The following is an 18,941-nucleotide window of genomic DNA, read 5'->3' as shown; positions in this document are numbered from 1 at the left end:
GCGCGGCCCGTCGCCGGGGCGCACGCGGCAAAATGAATCAGGGAAAAGAAAGAGAGGTATTCAGTACGCAGGACATCGGGAGTCCTGCGGGATCCCGAGCGTGAGTAACGCTTGCGCCGCCACGTCAGCGGCATGGTCGGCTACCTGCGGCAGGCCCATCAGTTCGCCAAAACGCCCGCGGGCGGCCGGACCGGCCACCAGCACCGGCAGCGCCTCAACGTGCGGCTCAGCCACTGCCCGGGAACGGCTGTCCACCTCCAGGCCCATGCCGAGGGCATCGGCGCGAATCAGGCCGCGGCGGGCGAGGTCCTGTAAAAATGGCTGGCTGTCGGTCAGGGCGCGGTGTGCGGGTCCGGTGGTCAGGATCAGGTGATCGACGCTCAGCGTCTGCACGCCGCCGCCGCGCCGCGCCAGCGTCAGACGCAGCGTTTCGCCTTCACCGCTTATCGACAGTAGCCTGGCCGCCTGCACCTGCAGACTGCCCGTGCGCTGGCGCGCCTCCAGCACCTCGGCGACCTGCGGCGCCACGCGGTAGCGGTGGACATCCCAGTAATGGCGCAGATGGCGCAGAAAACGCTGGCGATCGGCGACGCTGAGCGCCTGCCAGATCCGTTGCCCCTGCTGACGAACCGCATCCAGCACCACCTGCCAGCTCAGGCCCTGCTGCGCCGCATACGCGACGTCGAGGCGGATCTGGCGCAGGCGCTGGCGCAGGCTGCCCTGCTGATAGTCGCCAGGCCAGGTTGCCCCTGCGCCGCTAAGGTTGCCGCGCGACAGCAGGCCATGGCGCGAAAAGGCGACGATACTGCTGCGGTGGCCCAGCCGGTCCAGCGTCGCGACCGTATCGGCCATGGTTAATCCGGTGCCCATCACCGCCACCCGGGCGTGCGGGGCGATGGCATCGAGCGCGCCTGGCTGCCACGGGTTGGCAATCAGCGCCGGATGATGACGCCAGGCTTCGGCCTGTGCCGGCAGCGAAGGCGGTGGATGACTGATCGCCAGCACCAGCAGATCGGCCTTAAGCTGCAGGCCGCCGTCGGTGGTCACCGTCCCCTGATGAAAAGCGAGCGCCCGATCGCGCAGGTGGCGAAGCCGTCCGCCGCTGGACGCCGCGGCGTCGGCAAAACGCTGCGCCACATAGCGACCAAACTGGCCGCGCTGAGGGTAGACGGAACCGTCCGGGCGCAGCGCCTGCACATCGACGGTAAAGGCAGGCTGATGGCGGTACCAATGATCGAAGGCGCCCTCTTCGTCGCCGGCCAGCTGCATGCGAGCGGCCGGAACGTTAATCCGGTGCGTCGGCTCCGCAGTGGAGTAGGCCACCCCGGCCCCGGGGGACTGGCGCGGCTCCAGCAGCGTCACGCGCACCCCGTTCGGCGCCAGGCGCAGCAGCTCAATCGCCACCGCCGCGCCGCTAAAGCCGCCGCCGATAATCACGATATGCGGTTCTGCACTCATCGCTGCCCTCCTCCGGTATGCTGTCTCATGGTCGCGCTCCGGGCCATCAGCTGGCGCTGACCTGGCGCACCGGGCGCTTATCGCCGCCGATGGTTTCGCCAAACGGACCGGTGTTCACGCTACGCGCCTTCGACGAGGCCCCGTTTTCCAGCGGCAACAGAGGCATCACCAGCTCAGCAAAGCGGTGCGCTTCTTCCAGATGTGGGTAACCGGAGAAGATAAAGTTGCTGATGCCGAGCGCCTGATATTCGCGGATGCGTTCCGCTACCTGCTGCGGATTACCTACCAGCGCGGTACCCGCGCCGCCGCGCACCAGTCCGACGCCGGCCCACAGATTGGGCGCAATGCGCAGATTATCGCGCGATCCCTGATGCAGGGCGCTCATCCGCGCCTGGCCGGCCGAGTCCATGCGGGCGAAGATCTTTTGCGCCTGGGCAATGGTATCGTCGTCAAGATGGGCGATCAGCCGGTCGGCGGCGGCCCATGCCTCTTCTTCCGTTTCGCGCACAATGACGTGCAGACGAATGCCGTACTGCAGGGTGCGTCCGCGGGCCGCGGCGCGCTCGCGCACCACCGCCAGCTTCTCCGCCACCAGTTCCGGGGGTTCGCCCCACGTCAGATAGCTGTCGATCTGCTCGGCCGCCACATCAATGGCCGCATCAGAAGAGCCGCCGAAATAGAGCGGCGGGCCATTCTCCTGCACCGGCGGGAACAACACCTCAGCGCCTTCCACATGAATATGCTCGCCGTGATAATCCACTTTTTCCCCGCGCAGCAGGCGGGTGTAAACATCAAGAAATTCGCGGGTCACCTGATAGCGCTCGCTGTGGCTGAGGAAGATACCGTCGCCTTTGTTTTCCACCGGGTCGCCGCCGGTAACGACGTTGATCAGCAGCCGACCTTCCGATAAACGGTCGAGGGTGGCCGCCATCCGCGCCGCCAGGGTTGGCGACTGCAGGCCCGGCCTGACCGCCACCAGATAGCGCAGACGGCGGGTCAACGGCGCCAGCGCCGAGGCCACCAGCCACGAATCTTCACAGCTTTTACCGGTGGGGATCAGCACGCCGTAGTAGCCCAGGCTGTCGGCTGCCAGCGCCACCTGCTGCAAATAAGGTAAATCGACCGGGCGTCCACCCTCGGTGGTACCCAGATAACGGCCATCGCCGTGGGTAGGTAAGAACCAGAAGACATTGATCTTGTCGGGAGCTTGCTGCGTCATTATCTATTTCCTATATAACCATATCCGATATTTATCGAAGAGATGTTTTAATTTGGTTATATTGGTGTTAGCGATAATCATGCCAATGGTGAATAAAAAATTAATCTTTTAAAATCAATGCACTGAAAACGGCTTCGCCGCGCCGCGCTGTTGCAAATCGCGCAGCCGCCGCGCATCCGCTGGCGCATTTGCAACAGCCGCGGGCCTTCCCCCTCTGGTTTCTGCGGCCGCCGCAGGATAAGTTCAGAGCGTCAACGATCGGAGGTCCGCTATGCTGAACCCAGAATCCCCTTCCACCGCTCCCGCGCTGATCGACCCGGCGTCGAAGGCCTTCCAGAGCCTGCTGGACAAACTCGCGCCAACGGAGGCGACCGTGCTGATCGTGGGCGAAACCGGCACCGGCAAGGAGGTGGTGGCCCGCTATCTCCATCATCACAGCGCCCGTCGCCAGCAGCCGTTTCTGGCCGTTAACTGCGGCGCGCTGACCGAGAGCCTCGCCGAAGCTGAACTGTTCGGCCATGAGAAAGGCGCCTTCACCGGCGCGCAGCAGGGACAGCCCGGCTGGTTTGAAGCCGCGGAAGGGGGGACGCTGCTGCTGGACGAGATCGGCGAATTAAGCCTGCCGCTGCAGGTTAAGCTGCTGCGAGTGCTGCAGGAGCGTGAAATTACCCGCGTCGGCTCACGCAAAGCGATTAAAGTGAATGTCCGGGTGATTGCCGCCACCCACGTTGACCTGGCCCAGGCGATCCGCGAGCGCCGCTTTCGCGAGGATCTCTACTATCGACTGAATATCGCGGTGGTGCCGCTGCCGCCGCTGCGCCAGCGTCGGCAGGATATCCCGCTGCTGGCGCACCACTTTTTATCACTCTACGCCCGGCGCCTCGGGCGGCCAACCCTGCGTCTGGCGCCGGAATCACTGGCCCGGCTGATGGACTATTCGTGGCCGGGCAATATTCGCGAGCTGGAAAACACCCTGCACAACGCGGTGCTGCTCAGTAAAGAAGAGGAGATCAGTCCTGCCCAGCTGCGCCTGGCGACGCTCAACGACGCCCCGGGGCCGGCGAGCGATCATGAACTGGACGACTTTATTCGCCACCAGCTGGCGCTTCCCGGCGAGCCGCTGTGGCAGCGAGTGACCAGCGCCCTGATTCGCCACGCCATGGCACATTGCGACGATAACCAGAGCCAGGCGGCCGCGCTGTTGGGGATCAGCCGGCATACCTTGCGCACCCAGCTCGCTAACCTCGGGCTGATCAAAAGCCGCCGCCGCCCGCCTGCGCCGCCGCGGGCGTTCGCCAACGCAGCCGGGGCCGATCGCGAACTGCGCATTGGCTACCAGCGCTTCGGCAGCCTCGGGATCCTGAAAGCCCGTCAGAGTCTGGAAACCGCCTTCGCCAGCCTCGGCGTCAACGTGCTGTGGAGTGAGTTTCCTGCCGGACCGCAGCTCCTCCATGCCCTCGCCTGCAACGAGATCGACTTCGGCACCACCGGAGAAGCGCCGCCGGTGTTTGCCCAGGCCAGCAATAGCGAACTGATGTACGTGGCGTGGGAGCCGCCGGCGCCGCGCAGCGTGGCGATGGTCGTCCCGCAGGAGAGCGACATTCGCCAGCTCAGCGATCTGCGCGGTAAACGCATCGCCCTCAATAAAGGGTCGAATGTCCACTGGCTGCTGCTGCAGATCCTCGAGGACGCCGGCCTGGGTCTGAACGATGTGCGGGTGGTCTATACCCCGCCGAAATATCCGCTGACCGCCAGCGACTATCTGGCGGTTGACGCCTGGATGATGTGGGATCCGCTGCTCAGCGACGCCGAACACACCGGCGAGCTGCGGGTGGTCGCCAGCGGCGAAGGCCGGGTCAACAACCATCAGTTTTATCTTTCGCGACGGGACTACCTCGCTCAGCATGGCGATATCATGCGCCGCCTGCTGACGGAGCTGACCCACACCGGGCAGTTTATCGACTCGCATCGCGGCGAAGCGGCCCGCTTACTCTCGGCAGAGCTGGGGATCGACGCCCGGTCGCTGAGTATTGCCCTCGCCCGCCGCAGCCATCGCCCGCGGCCGATGGATCTGTCGGTGATCCGCGCCCAGCAGACCATCGCCGATCGCTTTTACGCCCTCGGGCTTATCGCCAAACCGGTCCCGGTGCGCGAAGCGGTGTGGTACGGCGAACCCGCGCCGGACGTCATCAGACCGCTGATGGCGGTCAGTTAGCGAAATTTGCGCGTTATCTTCCTGATTGTTCAGGCGCAGATAGCCTCGATCTGATGGCGATGTTACCCTAAAGACGCTGAGAATAAGGGGGTATCTGTGGCTGTTCATCTGTTAATCGTCGACGCGTTAAATCTGATCCGCCGCATTCACGCGGTGCAGGGTTCACCCTGCGTCGATACCTGCCTGCATGCCCTGGAGCAGCTGATCGTCCACAGTCAGCCCACCCACGCGGTGGCGGTGTTCGATGATGAGGATCGCGCCCACGGCTGGCGCCACCAGCGCCTGCCGGAGTACAAAGCCGGCCGCGCGCCGATGCCGGAGACGCTGGTGGCCGAGATGCCGGCGCTGCGGGCCGCCTTCGAACAGCGGGGGATCCGCTGCTGGGCCTCGCCGGGCAGCGAAGCAGACGATCTCGCCGCCACCCTGGCGGTGAAGGTGGCCCAGGCGGGCCATCAGGCCACCATCGTCTCCACCGACAAAGGCTACTGCCAGCTGCTGTCGCCCACCATCCGCATCCGCGACTACTTTCAGAAGCGCTGGCTGGACGCCCCCTTCATCGCCAGCGAGTTCGGCGTCACCCCGGAGCAGCTGGCGGATTACTGGGGGCTGGCGGGGATCAGCAGCTCGAAGGTGCCGGGCGTGGCGGGCATTGGACCCAAAAGCGCCGCCCAGCTGCTGAACGAGTTTCAGGACCTGGAGGGGCTGTACGCCCGTCTGGCCGAGGTCCCGGAGAAGTGGCGCAAAAAGCTGGCCGCGCATCAGGAGATGGCCTTCACCTGCCGGGAGGTGGCCCGCCTGCAGACCGACCTCCAGCTGGACGGCAATCTGCAGCAGCTGCGGCTGACGCGCTGATCTTCGTTAAGAGGTGCGCCGGTGCAGGGTGACTGCCTCCGGCACTGCCTGCTTTACCCGGGCCAGGCAATCACCAGGCCGCCTGATATAACCCGACGATATCCGCCAGGCTCGCCTCGCGCGGGTTGCCGCCGGTACACACATCCGCCAGCGCCGCCTGGGCCAGCGCCGGAATATCCTCTTTCCTGACGCCCACCTCGCGCAGATGGCCGGGAATACCGACATCGCGGTTAAGCTGGCAGACCGCCTCTACTGCCGCCTCGCGCGCGGCGGTCAGGCTTAACGCTTCCACCCTGACGCCCATCGCCCGGGCGATGTCGCGATATTTTTCCCCGGTCGCCTCAGCATTAAAGCGCATCACGTGCGGCAGCAGGATGGCATTCGCCACGCCGTGCGGCGTGTTGTAAAAAGCGCCGAGCGGATGCGCCATACCGTGTACCAGGCCAAGCCCAACGTTGGAAAATCCCATCCCCGCCACATACTGGCCGAGCGCCATAGCTTCCCCCGCGCCGGCGTCTCCGGCAACCGAGCCGCGCAGCGCGCCGGCGATGATCTCGATGGCCTTGAGGTGCAGAGCATCGGTCAAAGCCCAGGCGCCGCGAGTGAGGTACCCTTCGATAGCATGCGTCAGGGCGTCCACGCCGGTAGCCGCCTTCAGCGCCGGCGGCATAGCGTCCATCATATCGGCATCGATAAAGGCCACCTGCGGAATATCGTGCGGGTCGACACAGACGAATTTGCGCCGCTGTTCTTCATCAGTGATGACATAGTTAATCGTCACCTCCGCCGCGGTACCCGCGGTGGTCGGCACCGCGAAGATCGGCACGCTGGGCTGACGGGTGGGCGACAGCCCCTCGAGGCTACGGACATCGGCGAATTCCGGGTTACGCTGAATAATACCGATCGCCTTACAGGTATCCTGCGGCGAACCGCCGCCGATGGCGATCAGGTAATCCGCCCCGCTGCGTTGAAAGGCCTGCAGCCCCTGCTGGACCACGGCGATGGTCGGGTTAGGGATCACGTCGCTGAATATATCCCATGCCAGCCCGGCGGCATCCAGTTTGTCGGTGACTTTCGCCGCCACGCCGCAGCGGGCGAGAGTGCTGTCGGTGACGATCAATGCTTTACGATAACCGCGCCGCACCGCTTCATCGGTTAATGCGTTTATCGCCCCCCGGCCAAACCATGCCGTTTCATTGAGGATCATTCTGTTTGCCATCGTGGCTCTCCTGTTAGCGTTGCGGCATCACTCTTCAATGCGTAATCCGTAGGTTTTGAACTTCTCCAGCACGATGGCGATCGCCTCGTCATCCAGCACCGGGACCGGGTCGGTAATCGCCAGCGTACTGAGGTAGAGCTGGGCCAGGACCTCCACTTCATGCGCCAGCCAGAGCGCTTTCTCCAGGCTGGCCTCGCAGGCGATCAGGCCGTGATGCTGCAGCAGCGTGGCTTTGCGGTGCTTCAGCGCCACCGCGACATGCTCAGACAGTTCGCGGGTGCCGAAGGTGGCATAGGGCGCGCAGGGGATCGAATTCCCGCCGGCCGCGGCGATCATATAGTGGATGGCCGGGATGGGCCGGTTGAGGATCGACACCGCCGTACAATGGACAGCGTGATTGTGGACCACCGCCTGGGCATCGGGTCGCGTCTGGTAGGCCGCCTGATGAAAACGCCATTCGCTGGAGGGCAGTTTTCCCTGCTCATGCTGGCCGTCGGCATCAATAAAGACGATCTTGTCTTCCGTCAGCTTTTCATATGGGATACCGGTAGGGGTGATCAGCATTCCTCCCTGATAGCGCACGCTGACATTGCCGGCGGTCCCCTGATTTAACCCCAGGCGGGTCATTTCCAGGCAGGTATCGATAATCTGCCGGGCCAGTCTGTTTCTTTCCATTGCGTTCCTCTTTTGGTGACTCATCATCCATCAACGGCAGGGCAACAGAAATATCGTCGGCTACCGTGGGATAGGGTGAATAATGGTCTTCATCATCAACCTGAATATTCAAAGGGGAATTTTCATGATTATTTTTTGTGAGCCGCGTCAATTATTCCGCCATGAATAAAGCAACCATGCCCATTACGAGAGAGATTAAAATGCCCGTTCTTAATAATATTTCATCAAGCGGGCATTTTATTTCTTTGTAACATTTGCCCGTTTTCCACGATATATATTCATTCGGTCATTAGCGTTGTGGTTTTGTGAATTTATTTTCTCAAACGGTCAGCGTTTTTGAAAAATTAAAGTGACAATAATCACATAAAATGGCCCACAGTACGTTAAGTGTGACCATCATCATATTAACAGACGGTTTTTATTTGAAAATGAAGCCATGGGTTCCGCCGTGACTTTCATTTCACTCACCGGCGCGTCACCTGAGCTCACTTAATTTTGCGGTCTGCTGCAGCACCAGACTGCGCCCTGAATGCTGTTGTAAATGCTTCTGAACTGATGAGGACGCTATGGGAAACACAACGATACCAACGCAAAGTTACCGCGCCATGGAGAGCGGGCAGAGTAAGAGCTACATTATTCCTTTCGCTCTGCTGTGCTCCCTCTTTTTTCTGTGGGCCGTGGCAAATAATCTGAATGATATTTTATTACCGCAATTTCAACAGGCCTTTACCCTGACTAACTTCCAGGCCGGATTAATTCAATCGGCCTTTTACTTTGGCTATTTTATTATTCCCATCCCCGCCGGGATGTTGATGAAAAAATTCAGCTACAAAGCCGGCATCCTTACGGGGCTGTTTTTATATGCCTGCGGCGCCGCGCTGTTCTGGCCTGCCGCCGAAGTGATGAATTACACCTTATTTCTCATTGGATTATTTATTATCGCTGCCGGGCTTGGCTGTCTGGAAACCGCGGCCAACCCGTTTGTCACCGTCCTCGGTCCGGAAAGCGGCGGTCACTTCCGCCTTAATCTGGCCCAGACCTTTAACTCATTCGGCGCCATTATTGCCGTGGTATTTGGCCAGAGTCTTATTTTGTCTAACGTCCCGCATCAGCCGCAGGAGGTGCTGGATAAAATGACGCCGGAACAGCTCAGCGCCTGGAAGCACAGTCTGGTCCTGTCGGTACAAACCCCCTATATGATTATCGTGGCCATTGTCCTGCTGGTCGCCCTGCTGATCGTCTGCACCCGCTTCCCCTCCCTGCAAAGCGATGACCACAGCGACAGCGCGCAGAGCACTTTTTTCGCCTCGCTGACGCGCCTGATGCGCATCCGCCACTGGCGCTGGGCGGTACTGGCCCAGTTCTGCTACGTCGGCGCGCAAACCGCCTGCTGGAGCTACCTGATTCGCTACGCTATCGAAGAGATCCCGGGCATGACGGCCGGTTTCGCCGCCAACTACCTGACCGCCACCATGGTCTGCTTCTTTATCGGCCGTTTTACCGGCACCTGGCTTATCCGCCGCTTCGCGCCGCACAACGTGCTCGCTATCTATGCGTTTATCGCCATGCTGCTCTGCTTGCTCTCCGCCTTCAGCGGCGGCCACGTCGGTCTGCTGGCCCTGACCCTGTGCAGCGCCTTTATGTCCATTCAGTACCCGACCATCTTCTCGCTGGGGATTAAGCATCTGGGCCAGGACACCAAATATGGCTCGTCATTTATCGTCATGACCATTATCGGCGGCGGGATCGTTACCCCGGTGATGGGCTTTGTCAGCGACGCCGCCGGCAATATCCCGACCGCCGAACTGGTCCCGGCGCTGTGCTTCGCCATCATCTTTATTTTTGCCCGTTTCCGTTCACAAGCGGCGACGAACTAAACCTGTTATCCGCATAACCTGAGGGATCTGTAATGAAAAAAATCAGCTTACCGAAGATCGGTATTCGTCCGGTAATCGATGGTCGTCGCATGGGGGTCCGCGAGTCGCTGGAAGCGCAAACCATGAACATGGCGAAAGCCACCGCCGCGCTTATCAGCGAGAAACTGCGCCACGCCTGCGGCGCCCGGGTGGAGTGCGTGATTGCCGATACCTGCATCGCCGGCATGGCCGAGTCGGCCGCCTGTGAAGAGAAATTCAGCAGCCAGAACGTCGGCGTCACCATCACCGTCACCCCCTGCTGGTGCTACGGCAGCGAAACCATCGACATGGATCCGCTGCGCCCGAAGGCCATCTGGGGCTTTAACGGCACCGAGCGTCCGGGGGCGGTCTATCTGGCCGCGGCGCTGGCGGCCCATAGCCAGAAAGGGATCCCGGCGTTCTCCATCTACGGACATGACGTGCAGGATGCCGATGACACCTCGATCCCGGCGGATGTCGAAGAAAAGCTGTTGCGCTTCGCTCGCGCCGGCCTGGCTGTCGCCAGTATGAAAGGGAAAAGCTATCTGTCGCTGGGCGGCGTCTCAATGGGCATCGCCGGATCTATCGTCGACCACAACTTTTTTGAGTCCTGGCTCGGCATGAAGGTGCAGGCTGTCGACATGACGGAGCTGCGCCGGCGAATCGATCAAAAAATCTATGATGAAACCGAGCTGGAGATGGCGCTGGCGTGGGCGGATAAACACTTCCGCTACGGCGAAGATCAGAACGCTGAGCAGTATAAGCGCAATGAAACGCAGAGCCGCGCGGTGCTGAAAGAGAGCCTGCTGATGGCGATGTGCATCCGCGACATGATGCAGGGCAACCCGAAGCTCGCAGAAAAAGGGCTGGTGGAGGAGTCGCTGGGTTACAACGCCATCGCCGCCGGTTTCCAGGGTCAGCGCCACTGGACCGATCAATACCCCAATGGCGATACCGCCGAAGCGCTGCTCAACAGCTCTTTTGACTGGAACGGGGTGCGCGAACCGTTTGTCGTCGCTACCGAAAACGACAGCCTCAACGGCGTGGCCATGCTGATGGGCCATCAGCTCACCGGCACCGCCCAGGTGTTTGCCGACGTACGCACCTACTGGTCGCCGGATGCCGTTGAACGGGTCACCGGGCAGCCGCTCACCGGGCGGGCGGAGCACGGCATCATTCACCTGATTAACTCCGGCTCTGCGGCGCTGGACGGCTCCTGCCAGCAGCGCGACGCGCAGGGCAATCCGACGATGAAACCCCACTGGGAGATTGAGCAGAGCGAGGCGGATGCCTGCCTCGCGGCGACCGAATGGTGCCCGGCGATCCACGAATACTTCCGTGGCGGCGGCTTCTCTTCCCGCTTCCTGACCGAAGGCGGCGTGCCGTTCACCATGACCCGGGTGAACATCATCAAAGGTCTGGGGCCGGTGCTGCAAATTGCCGAAGGCTGGAGCGTAGCGCTGCCCAAAGCGATGCACGACCAGCTCGACGCCCGCACCAACTCCACCTGGCCCACCACCTGGTTTGCCCCACGCCTGACCGGCAAGGGCCCGTTCAGCGATGTGTACTCGGTGATGGCCAACTGGGGCGCCAACCACGGCGTGCTGACCATCGGCCACGTTGGCGCAGATTTCATTACCCTCGCCGCCATGCTGCGCATTCCGGTCTGCATGCACAACGTGGAAGAGGCGAAAATCTATCGCCCTTCCGCCTGGGCCGCGCACGGCATGGATATCGAGGGCCAGGACTACCGCGCCTGCCAGAACTACGGGCCGCTGTATAAGCGTTAACAGGTTGGTTTCGCCCGGAGGCGTAGGCTTACCTGGCCTACAGACGCGCGCGGTCTGTAGGCCGGATAAGCGCTGCGCCATCCGGCAATGTTGTTTCGGGAGTCACTATGAAGCAAGACGTTATCCTGGTCCTCGACTGCGGCGCCACGAACGTGCGGGCGATGGCCGTGGATCGACAAGGGAAAATTATCGCCCGCGCCGCAACGGCGAACGCCAGCGACATCGCGGCGGAAAAAAGCGACTGGCACCAGTGGTCGCTGGAGGCCATTATGCAGCGCTTTGCCGACTGCTGTCGGCAGATCCATGACCAGCTGGCCTCCTGCACGGTGCGCGGCATCACCGTCACGACCTTTGGCGTCGATGGCGCGTTGGTGGATGAGAAGGGTGCCCTGCTGTATCCGATCATCAGCTGGAAATGCCCGCGCACCGCGGCGGTGATGGAGAAAATCAGCCAGTATATGCCCGCGCGCCAGCTGCAGCGGATAGCCGGCGTCGGCGCGTTTGCGTTCAACACCCTGTATAAGCTGGTGTGGCTGAAAGAGAACCACCCGCAGCTGCTGGCGCAGGCCCATGCCTGGCTGTTTATTTCATCGCTGATCAACCATCGGCTGACCGGGGAGTTCACCACCGACCTCACCATGGCGGGCACCAGCCAGATGCTCGATCTCCGGCAGCGCGATTTCAGCGCGCCGATCCTGCAGGCGACCGGCCTGCCGCGCCGCCTGTTCCCGCGGCTGGTTGAAGCAGGCCAGCCGATCGGCGCCCTGCTGCCGGAGGCCGCTGCGCTGCTGGGCCTCCCCGTCGGGATCCCGGTTATCTCGGCCGGGCATGACACCCAGTTCGCTCTGTTTGGCGCCGGCGCCGGGCAGGATGAGCCGGTGCTCTCCTCCGGGACCTGGGAGATCCTGATGGTGCGCAGCGCGCAGGTCGACACCTCGCTGCTCTGTGACTACAGCGGCTCCACCTGCGAGCTGGACAGCCAGCCGGGCCGCTATAACCCGGGTATGCAGTGGCTGGCCTCCGGCGTGCTCGAGTGGGTGCGCAAACTGCTGTGGAGCGCTGACACCCCATGGCAGACGCTGATTGACGAAGCGCAGGCGATCCCGCCCGGCGCCCAGGGCGTCAGGATGCAGTGCGACCTGCTCGCCAGCCAGCACGCCGGCTGGCAGGGCGTCACGCTCAACACCACCCGCGGCCATTTTTACCGCGCCGCGCTGGAGGGGTTAAGCGATCAGCTGGCGCAGCATCTGCAAACCCTGGAAAAAATCGGCGGCTTCAGGGCGAAAGAGCTGCTGCTGGTGGGCGGCGGCAGCCGCAACGCGCTATGGAACCAGATCAAGGCCAACCGACTCGGGATACCGATCAAAGTCCTCGACGATGCCGAAACCACCGTGGCCGGCGCGGCGATGTTTGGCTGGTATGGCGTGGGCGAGTTCTCTTCGCCAGAACAGGCCAGAGCGCAGGTCGCGTACCGCTACCGCTATTTCTGGCCGCAAACTGAACCTGAACTGATAGAGGAAGCCTGAGATGCTCAAAACCATTTCCCCGCTGATATCGCCGGAACTGCTGAAAGTGCTGGCCGAAATGGGCCATGGGGATGAAATCATTTTTTCCGATGCCCATTTCCCGGCGCACAGCATGGGGCCGCAGGTGATCCGCGCCGATGGCCTGCGAGTCAGCGATCTGCTGCAGGCGATTATCCCGCTGTTCGAATTAGACAGCTATGCGCCGCCGGTGGTGATGATGGCCGCCGTCGAAGGCGATGCGCTCGACCCGACGGTGGAACAGCGCTATCGGCAGGCGCTCTCGGCGCAGGCCCCCTGCCCGGATATCGTGCGGATTGACCGCTTTGCCTTCTACGACCGGGCGCAAAAAGCCTTTGCGATCGTTATCACAGGAGAGTGCGCTAAGTACGGAAATATCCTTTTAAAAAAAGGAGTCACGCCGTAATCTCATGCCGGAGCGTCTGCCTGATGCAGACGCTCAATCAATGATGGGATGAGAATAAATGAAAGCAGCCCGCCAGCAGGCGATCGTCGATCTCCTGATCACCCACAGCAGCCTGACCACCGAAACGTTGTCAAAACAGCTCAACGTCAGCAGGGAAACTATTCGCCGCGATCTGAGCGAGCTGCAGGCGCAGGGCAAAGTGCTGCGTAACCACGGCCGGGCCAAAGTGATCCACCAGCGCAGCCAGGACAGCGGCGATCCTTTCCACATGCGCCTGAAAAGCCATTACGCGCATAAAGCCGACATCGCCCGCGAAGCGCTGGCCTGGATTGACGAAGGGATGGTGATCGCCCTCGATGCCAGCTCCACCTGCTGGTATCTCGCCCGCCAGCTGCCGGACCGCCCGCTGCACGTCTTTACCAACAGCCAGCCCATCTGCCAGGAGCTGGCCAAACGCGACCAGATCACGCTCACCTGCTCCGGCGGCACTCTGCAGCGGAAATATGGCTGCTACGTGAACCCGGCGCTGATTTCCCAGCTGAAATCGCTGGAGATCGATCTGTTTATTTTTTCCTGCGAAGGCATCGACCCGCAGGGCGCGCTGTGGGACTCCAATGCGTTCAATGCCGACTTCAAATCGATCCTGCTTAAGCGTGCGGCGCAGTCGCTACTGCTGATCGACAAAAGCAAGTTCAACCGCTCCGGCGAGGCGAGGATTGGTCATCTGGATGACGTGACGCATATTGTGTCGGATGCGCCGCAGCCTTAAGGGGAAGGCCGGAGGACGCGCACGCGTCTCCGGCCTGAGGGGGAAGGATTAACGCTCGTCGCGACGTCCGCCGACGGCGGCCCACAGGCGGCGCACGTGAACGGTCACTTCTTCACGATCGTGATACAGCTGACGCGCCTGGATCTGGGCGTTAACGCCGTGCTCGTCCAGCTGGGCCTGAATATAGGCCAGATTCTGCGACACCTCTTCATAGCGCTTTTTCATCGGCAGCTTGAGGTTGAAGATGGTCTCCCGGCACCAGCCGTTGACCAGCCACTGCGCCATCAGCGCCGCCACCTTCGCCGGTTTCTCCACCATATCGCAGACCATCCACGAGATGTTGTTGCGGTTCGGACGATAGCGGAAACCGTCTTCGCGCAGCCAGGTCACCTGGCCGGTATCCATCAGGCTCTGGGCCATCGGGCCGTTATCGACCGAAGAGACCCACATGTTGCGCTTCACCAGCTGATAGGTCCAGCCGCCCGGGCAGGCGCCGAGATCGACGGCATACATGCCGTTCGCCAGACGCTCGTCCCACTCGTCCGCCGGAATAAAGACGTGGAACGCCTCTTCCAGCTTGAGGGTGGAACGGCTCGGGGCGTCGGAAGGAAACTTCAGCCGCGGAATGCCCATATAGAACGGTGAGTTGTTGTTGCTGTATGAGTAGCCGGTATAGCAGCAGCCGGGGGCGATAAAGAACACATGCACCACCGGTCGCTTTGGCGTTTCATAGTTGGTCAGCACGCCCGCCTCGCGCAGCGCCGCGCGTAACGGCACCGTAAACTTGCGGCAGAACTTCATCAGCTCTTTGCTTTCGTTGGTATCCGCCACTTCCACACGCAGCTCGCCCCCCTTCTCCACCACGCCCTGCAGCATGCCGACGATCGGGGTTATGCGATCCTCCGGCGGCAGGTCGCGCAGCAGTTCGCCGACCACAAACATCTGTCGGGCGAAAATTAGCGAGCTGAACGGCAGATCGCGCACCAGCTTCTCGCCGTCGTCCTGCTGATAACCTTCAAAAATTACATAGCCAGAGTCTTCTTTGACCCGGGCAAAACCAAACACCTCAAGGCGGGCTGCCTTATCGGTAATTTCTGCTGCGCACTCTTTCTCAAACCCAGGGCGACAATAGAGGACAACCTTATTCATGAACAACGCCCTTACGTTTCAGACGAATTGCACCAATTAACATTAAAACCCAACCGGCGAGGAAGCTTACGCCGCCCACCGGGGTCACGAACGCCCACAGACGTAAATGAGAGAGCGCCAGACAATAGAGGCTGCCGCTGAACAGCACGGTCCCTAACGCCAGAAATACGCTGCTCCAGTAGAACCAGATACTGATCCGACGCTGCATCGCCACCGCCAGACCAAAAATCGCCAGGGTATGGAAGGCCTGATACTCCAGGCCGGTATGGATCCAGGCCATCTCCGCCGCGCCGAGCGATTGACTTAAGACATGCGCGCCAAAAGCGCCCAGAGCCACAAAGATAAAGCCGCTAATCGCGGCGAATATCAGCATAAAACGGCTGGTCATGTTGTTACCCTACAAGTAATTATTGTTCATAACGAAAGCGGAATTTTTCTTGTTCACTTGCCGCTTTCGCCAGGATCCACTGCCGGAAAGCGGCTATTTTACCCAGTTCTGCCTGACTGTCATGGCAAACAAGGTAAAACGCATTCTTACTGACCAGAACATCATTAAACGGACACACCAGACGACCGGCTTCAATTTCGGACTGCGCCATGACGTTGTTGGCCAGCGCCACGCCCTGCCCGTGAATGGCCGCCTGCAGCACCATCGCGCTATGGCTGAAAATCGGCCCCTGCTGCACATTAATATGGCTTAGACCAAGCTGACGGGTATAAGTTTGCCAGTCGCGGCGGGACGCATCGTGAAGCAGGGTATGTTGCGCCAGATCGGCAGGCGTTTTCAATGCTTTGTCGCCGGTGAGCAAGAGCGGGGAACAGACCGGCAGCAGATACTCGGCGTACAATTTTTCCACACGCAGGCCCGGCCAGTTGCCGCGGCCGTAAAAAATCGCCACATCGACATCGTCCGCCAGCTTATCCTCCTGACGGTCCACCGCCTGGATCCTGACGTCGATTCCCGGATAAGCTGAGTTAAAGCTTGTGAGTCTTGGCACCAGCCACTGAATGGCGAAACTTGGCAATAAACTGACCGTTAATGCCCCTTTGGCGCTGCGCGCCTGCAGTTTACGCGTCGCTTCCGTCAGTTGCGAAAAAATCTCTTTAATATCCTGAAAATAGCTCTGCCCTTCTTCCGTTAACAGCAGCGAACGATTGCGCCGACGGAACAGCTTAAGGCCCAGAAAATCCTCGAGAGACTTGATTTGATGGCTGACTGCGGCCTGCGTCACAAAAAGCTCATCGGCTGCCCGAGTGAAGCTGAGATGACGTGCGGCTGCATCAAAAACACGTAATGCATTCAGAGGTGGTAATCGCTTCGACATGGTTATTCTGGCTTAGATGTTAACTCAATTTAACAAATAGGAAACAATGATTAACCTATTAGTTTTTTTTATCTGAGCCATTATAAATTGTCCGTTGAGGTTCTACCAGCAAATACCTATAGTGGCGGCACTTCCTGAGCCGGAACGAGAAGCTTTTTTTGGAATGCGTGTTCCATCAAGCTTTTGGCTTACGGTTGTGATGTTGTGTTGTTGTGTTTGCAATTGGTCTGTTTTTGCAGACCCTGGTAGCAAAGCTACCCCTTTTCACTTCCTGTACATTTACCCTGTCTGTCCATAGTGATTTAATGTAGCACCGCAACGCGCGGTGCTTTTTTTTGCCTTTTTACTGCCTTACTCGTCCAGTTCACCCAGTTGTTTCACGTCAGAGCGATTGATCTGCTGTTTGTTGCCCCACGCGTCTTTATACGAGATCATGCCAGTGTCATTATCGGTTTGCGGTTTCCCGTCGGTAACGATGGTCCGCCCATCGTTGGTATGCATCACATAGTTAGAGGAACAGGCGCTCAGGCCTAAAGTCAGCATACAGGCAGAGATAATCGCAGCGGCCTTAGTCATTTTCATTCTTCTCTCCTTACGGCTATTTATACTATTCGTAACTCGTTAAGTAATAGGTTAAAACACAAACCCAACACTTTTCAGCATAACCCTCTTTGACCGACGTGGAGTCACATTCGGACAATTCCACAGGACGCAGAGACCTTGTCACGCCCGGCAAATTGCGCGACGATCGCGGTATTGATACGAGGAATTCCATGAACGCATTCAACCCGGCGCACTTTCGCGCGCAGTTTCCGGCTCTGGCCGATGCCGGCGTCTATCTCGACAGCGCGGCGACAGCGCTCAAACCGCTGGCGGTGATCGACGCCAGCGACCAGTTTTATCGCCTGAGCGCCGGCAATGTCCATCGCAGCCAGTTCGCCGCCGCCCAGCGGCTGACCGAGCGCTACGAGGCGGCCCGCGATCGCGTGGCGGCGTGGCTTAACGCCCCGTCCGGCAAAGATATCGTCTGGACGCGGGGGACCACCGAGGCCATCAATATGGTGGCGCAAAGCTACGTCCGGCCGCGCCTGCAGCCTGGCGATGAAATTATCGTTAGCGAAGCCGAGCATCATGCCAACCTCGTGCCCTGGCTGATGGTGGCCGGGCAGACCGGCGCCAGAGTGGTCAAACTGCCGCTTGGCGCCGACCGTCTGCCGGATATCGCCAGCCTCAGCGCGCTGATTACCCCGCGCAGCCGGGTGCTGGCCATCGGCCAGATGTCCAACGTCACCGGCGGCTGCCCGGACCTGGCCCAGGCTATCCGCCTTGCCCACGCCGCCGGGATGGTGGTGATGGTTGATGGCGCCCAGGGGGCGGTGCATTTCCCCGCTGACGTGCAGGCGCTGGATATCGATTTTTACGCCTTTTCCGGCCATAAGCTGTATGGCCCGACCGGGATCGGCGCCCTGTACGGCAAAAGCGAGCTGCTGGCAGCGATGTCGCCCTGGCTCGGCGGCGGGAAAATGATCGCCGAGGTCAGCTTTGACGGCTTTACGCCGCAGCCGGCCCCCTATGGCCTCGAGGCCGGTACGCCGAATGTCGGCGGGGTTATCGGCCTCAGCGCCGCGCTGGAGTGGCTGGCGCAGAGCGATATCGGCCAGGCGGAAAACTGGAGCCGCAGTCTGGCGAGCCTGGCGGAAGAGGAACTGGCGAAACGGCCGGGCTTCCGCTCTTTCCGCTGCCAGCAGTCAAGCCTGCTGGCCTTTGAATTTGAGGGTATTCATCACAGCGATCTGGTGACGCTGCTGGCGGAGTCCGGCATTGCCCTGCGCGCCGGACAACACTGCGCCCAGCCGCTGCTGGCTGCCTTAGGGGTCAGCGGCACCCTGCGGGCCTCTTTCGCCCCCTACAATACCCAAGACGATGTTGCGGCGCTGGTCCACGCGGTGGATCGCGCCCTGGAAATTCTGGTGGATTAATGACAACTCTGCACCCCTTCGGCACAACCATTACCGACGCTACGCTGCGCCAGATCTTCGCCCCGCTGAACCAGTGGGAGGATAAATACCGTCAGCTGATTTTATTGGGCAAAAAGCTGCCGACGCTGACCGACGAGCGCAAAGCGCAGGCCCATGAGATTGCCGGCTGTGAGAACCGCGTCTGGCTGGGCTATGAGGAGGACGCCGAGGGCAGGCTGCACTTCTTTGGCGACAGCGAAGGAAGGATTGTGCGCGGTCTGCTGGCGGTACTTTTAACCGCCGTGGAAGGAAAAACCCGCGCCGGGATCCTGGCGCAGGATCCGCTGGCGCTGTTCGACGAGCTGGGGCTGCGCGGCCAGCTCAGCGCCTCGCGCAGCCAGGGCCTCAGCGCCCTGAGCGAGGCGGTGCTCGCCGCCGCCCGCGAAAGGTAATCTCACGATTTCGCT

The 18,941-nt window shown here is 60.8% G+C and carries 18 protein-coding genes; 9 read left to right on the top strand and 9 right to left on the bottom strand.

Features of this window, described 5'->3' with window-relative positions; genetic code table 11:
• Window positions 1–60: 60 nt before the first annotated feature.
• The 3 genes from IB144_RS04800 to IB144_RS04790 form a co-directional block, all read right to left on the bottom strand.
• Window positions 61–1,458 carry an FAD-dependent oxidoreductase gene (locus IB144_RS04800; protein ID WP_009484710.1) on the bottom strand — a complete coding sequence of 466 codons (1,398 nt, stop codon included), beginning with the start codon at window positions 1,456–1,458 and terminating at the stop codon, window positions 61–63.
• Window positions 1,459–1,504: 46 nt separating this feature from the next.
• Window positions 1,505–2,677 (bottom strand): FMNH2-dependent alkanesulfonate monooxygenase, encoded by a 1,173-nt coding sequence (gene ssuD, locus IB144_RS04795; protein WP_048271019.1) that lies wholly within the window; start codon window positions 2,675–2,677, stop codon window positions 1,505–1,507.
• A 77-nt stretch (window positions 2,678–2,754) separates the two neighbouring features.
• On the bottom strand, window positions 2,755–2,871 hold the full coding sequence (locus IB144_RS04790) for a hypothetical protein (protein ID WP_004219275.1): 117 nt from the start codon (window positions 2,869–2,871) through the stop codon (window positions 2,755–2,757).
• A 77-nt stretch (window positions 2,872–2,948) separates the two neighbouring features.
• Between IB144_RS04790 and IB144_RS04785 the strand changes: the two genes are divergently transcribed.
• Both IB144_RS04785 and xni read left to right on the top strand, forming a co-directional pair.
• Entirely contained in the window at window positions 2,949–4,892 is a 1,944-nt protein-coding gene (locus IB144_RS04785) for a sigma-54-dependent Fis family transcriptional regulator (RefSeq protein WP_014907005.1), read from the top strand.
• A gap of 96 nt (window positions 4,893–4,988) precedes the next feature.
• Window positions 4,989–5,744 (top strand): flap endonuclease Xni, encoded by a 756-nt coding sequence (gene xni, locus IB144_RS04780; RefSeq protein ID WP_004142871.1) that lies wholly within the window; start codon window positions 4,989–4,991, stop codon window positions 5,742–5,744.
• Window positions 5,745–5,814: 70 nt separating this feature from the next.
• Here the strand turns inward: xni and fucO are convergent, their stop codons facing one another.
• Together fucO and fucA are read right to left on the bottom strand one after the other, a co-directional pair.
• Window positions 5,815–6,963: a lactaldehyde reductase gene (fucO, locus tag IB144_RS04775; RefSeq protein WP_004181128.1), complete on the bottom strand. Its 1,149-nt coding sequence runs from the start codon at window positions 6,961–6,963 to the stop codon at window positions 5,815–5,817.
• Window positions 6,964–6,990: 27 nt separating this feature from the next.
• A complete protein-coding gene (fucA, locus tag IB144_RS04770) occupies window positions 6,991–7,638 on the bottom strand; it encodes an L-fuculose-phosphate aldolase (protein ID WP_002915470.1) in 648 nt (215 codons plus the stop codon).
• 566 nt (window positions 7,639–8,204) lie between these two features.
• Here fucA and fucP point away from each other — a divergent pair.
• The 5 genes from fucP to fucR all read left to right on the top strand — a co-directional run bounded on the left by fucP (window position 8,205) and on the right by fucR (window position 14,042).
• The gene (gene fucP / locus IB144_RS04765) at window positions 8,205–9,515 is read left to right on the top strand and encodes an L-fucose:H+ symporter permease (protein WP_004151076.1); all 1,311 of its coding nucleotides are present in this window, start codon (window positions 8,205–8,207) and stop codon (window positions 9,513–9,515) included.
• Between the two features lie 32 nt (window positions 9,516–9,547).
• Entirely contained in the window at window positions 9,548–11,323 is a 1,776-nt protein-coding gene (fucI, locus tag IB144_RS04760) for an L-fucose isomerase (RefSeq protein WP_002915510.1), read from the top strand.
• Between the two features lie 107 nt (window positions 11,324–11,430).
• Window positions 11,431–12,849, top strand: coding sequence for an L-fuculokinase (fucK, locus tag IB144_RS04755; protein ID WP_048271026.1), 1,419 nt, complete (start codon window positions 11,431–11,433; stop codon window positions 12,847–12,849).
• A gap of 1 nt (window position 12,850) precedes the next feature.
• Window positions 12,851–13,273, top strand: a complete 423-nt coding sequence (gene fucU, locus IB144_RS04750) for an L-fucose mutarotase (protein ID WP_002915538.1) — start codon at window positions 12,851–12,853, stop codon at window positions 13,271–13,273.
• Window positions 13,274–13,331: 58 nt separating this feature from the next.
• Window positions 13,332–14,042 carry an L-fucose operon activator gene (fucR, locus tag IB144_RS04745; RefSeq protein ID WP_004142883.1) on the top strand — a complete coding sequence of 237 codons (711 nt, stop codon included), beginning with the start codon at window positions 13,332–13,334 and terminating at the stop codon, window positions 14,040–14,042.
• Between the two features lie 48 nt (window positions 14,043–14,090).
• Here the strand turns inward: fucR and rlmM are convergent, their stop codons facing one another.
• The 4 genes from rlmM to IB144_RS04725 form a co-directional block, all read right to left on the bottom strand.
• The gene (gene rlmM, locus IB144_RS04740; protein WP_002915541.1) at window positions 14,091–15,191 is read right to left on the bottom strand and encodes a 23S rRNA (cytidine(2498)-2'-O)-methyltransferase RlmM; all 1,101 of its coding nucleotides are present in this window, start codon (window positions 15,189–15,191) and stop codon (window positions 14,091–14,093) included.
• The gene (locus tag IB144_RS04735; RefSeq protein ID WP_002915543.1) at window positions 15,184–15,579 is read right to left on the bottom strand and encodes a DUF423 domain-containing protein; all 396 of its coding nucleotides are present in this window, start codon (window positions 15,577–15,579) and stop codon (window positions 15,184–15,186) included. The genes rlmM and IB144_RS04735 overlap by 8 nt, the downstream gene beginning before the upstream one ends.
• A 19-nt stretch (window positions 15,580–15,598) precedes the next feature.
• On the bottom strand, window positions 15,599–16,516 hold the full coding sequence (gcvA, locus tag IB144_RS04730) for a glycine cleavage system transcriptional regulator GcvA (protein WP_002915545.1): 918 nt from the start codon (window positions 16,514–16,516) through the stop codon (window positions 15,599–15,601).
• Window positions 16,517–16,867: 351 nt separating this feature from the next.
• The gene (locus IB144_RS04725) at window positions 16,868–17,092 is read right to left on the bottom strand and encodes a YgdI/YgdR family lipoprotein (RefSeq protein WP_002915549.1); all 225 of its coding nucleotides are present in this window, start codon (window positions 17,090–17,092) and stop codon (window positions 16,868–16,870) included.
• A 197-nt stretch (window positions 17,093–17,289) separates the two neighbouring features.
• Between IB144_RS04725 and csdA the strand changes: the two genes are divergently transcribed.
• Both csdA and csdE read left to right on the top strand, forming a co-directional pair.
• Entirely contained in the window at window positions 17,290–18,495 is a 1,206-nt protein-coding gene (gene csdA, locus IB144_RS04720) for a cysteine desulfurase CsdA (protein ID WP_062920482.1), read from the top strand.
• A complete protein-coding gene (csdE, locus tag IB144_RS04715) occupies window positions 18,495–18,926 on the top strand; it encodes a cysteine desulfurase sulfur acceptor subunit CsdE (protein ID WP_004142894.1) in 432 nt (143 codons plus the stop codon). Before csdA ends, csdE begins: the two co-directional genes overlap by 1 nt.
• Window positions 18,927–18,941: the final 15 nt, after the last annotated feature.

Source organism: Klebsiella sp. K4 (genome assembly GCF_014596785.2).
Classification (GTDB): Bacteria; Pseudomonadota; Gammaproteobacteria; order Enterobacterales; family Enterobacteriaceae; genus Klebsiella; species Klebsiella pneumoniae.
The sequence above is the reverse complement of the archived record's forward strand: the minus strand, read 5'-3'. Positions and strand labels throughout refer to the sequence as shown.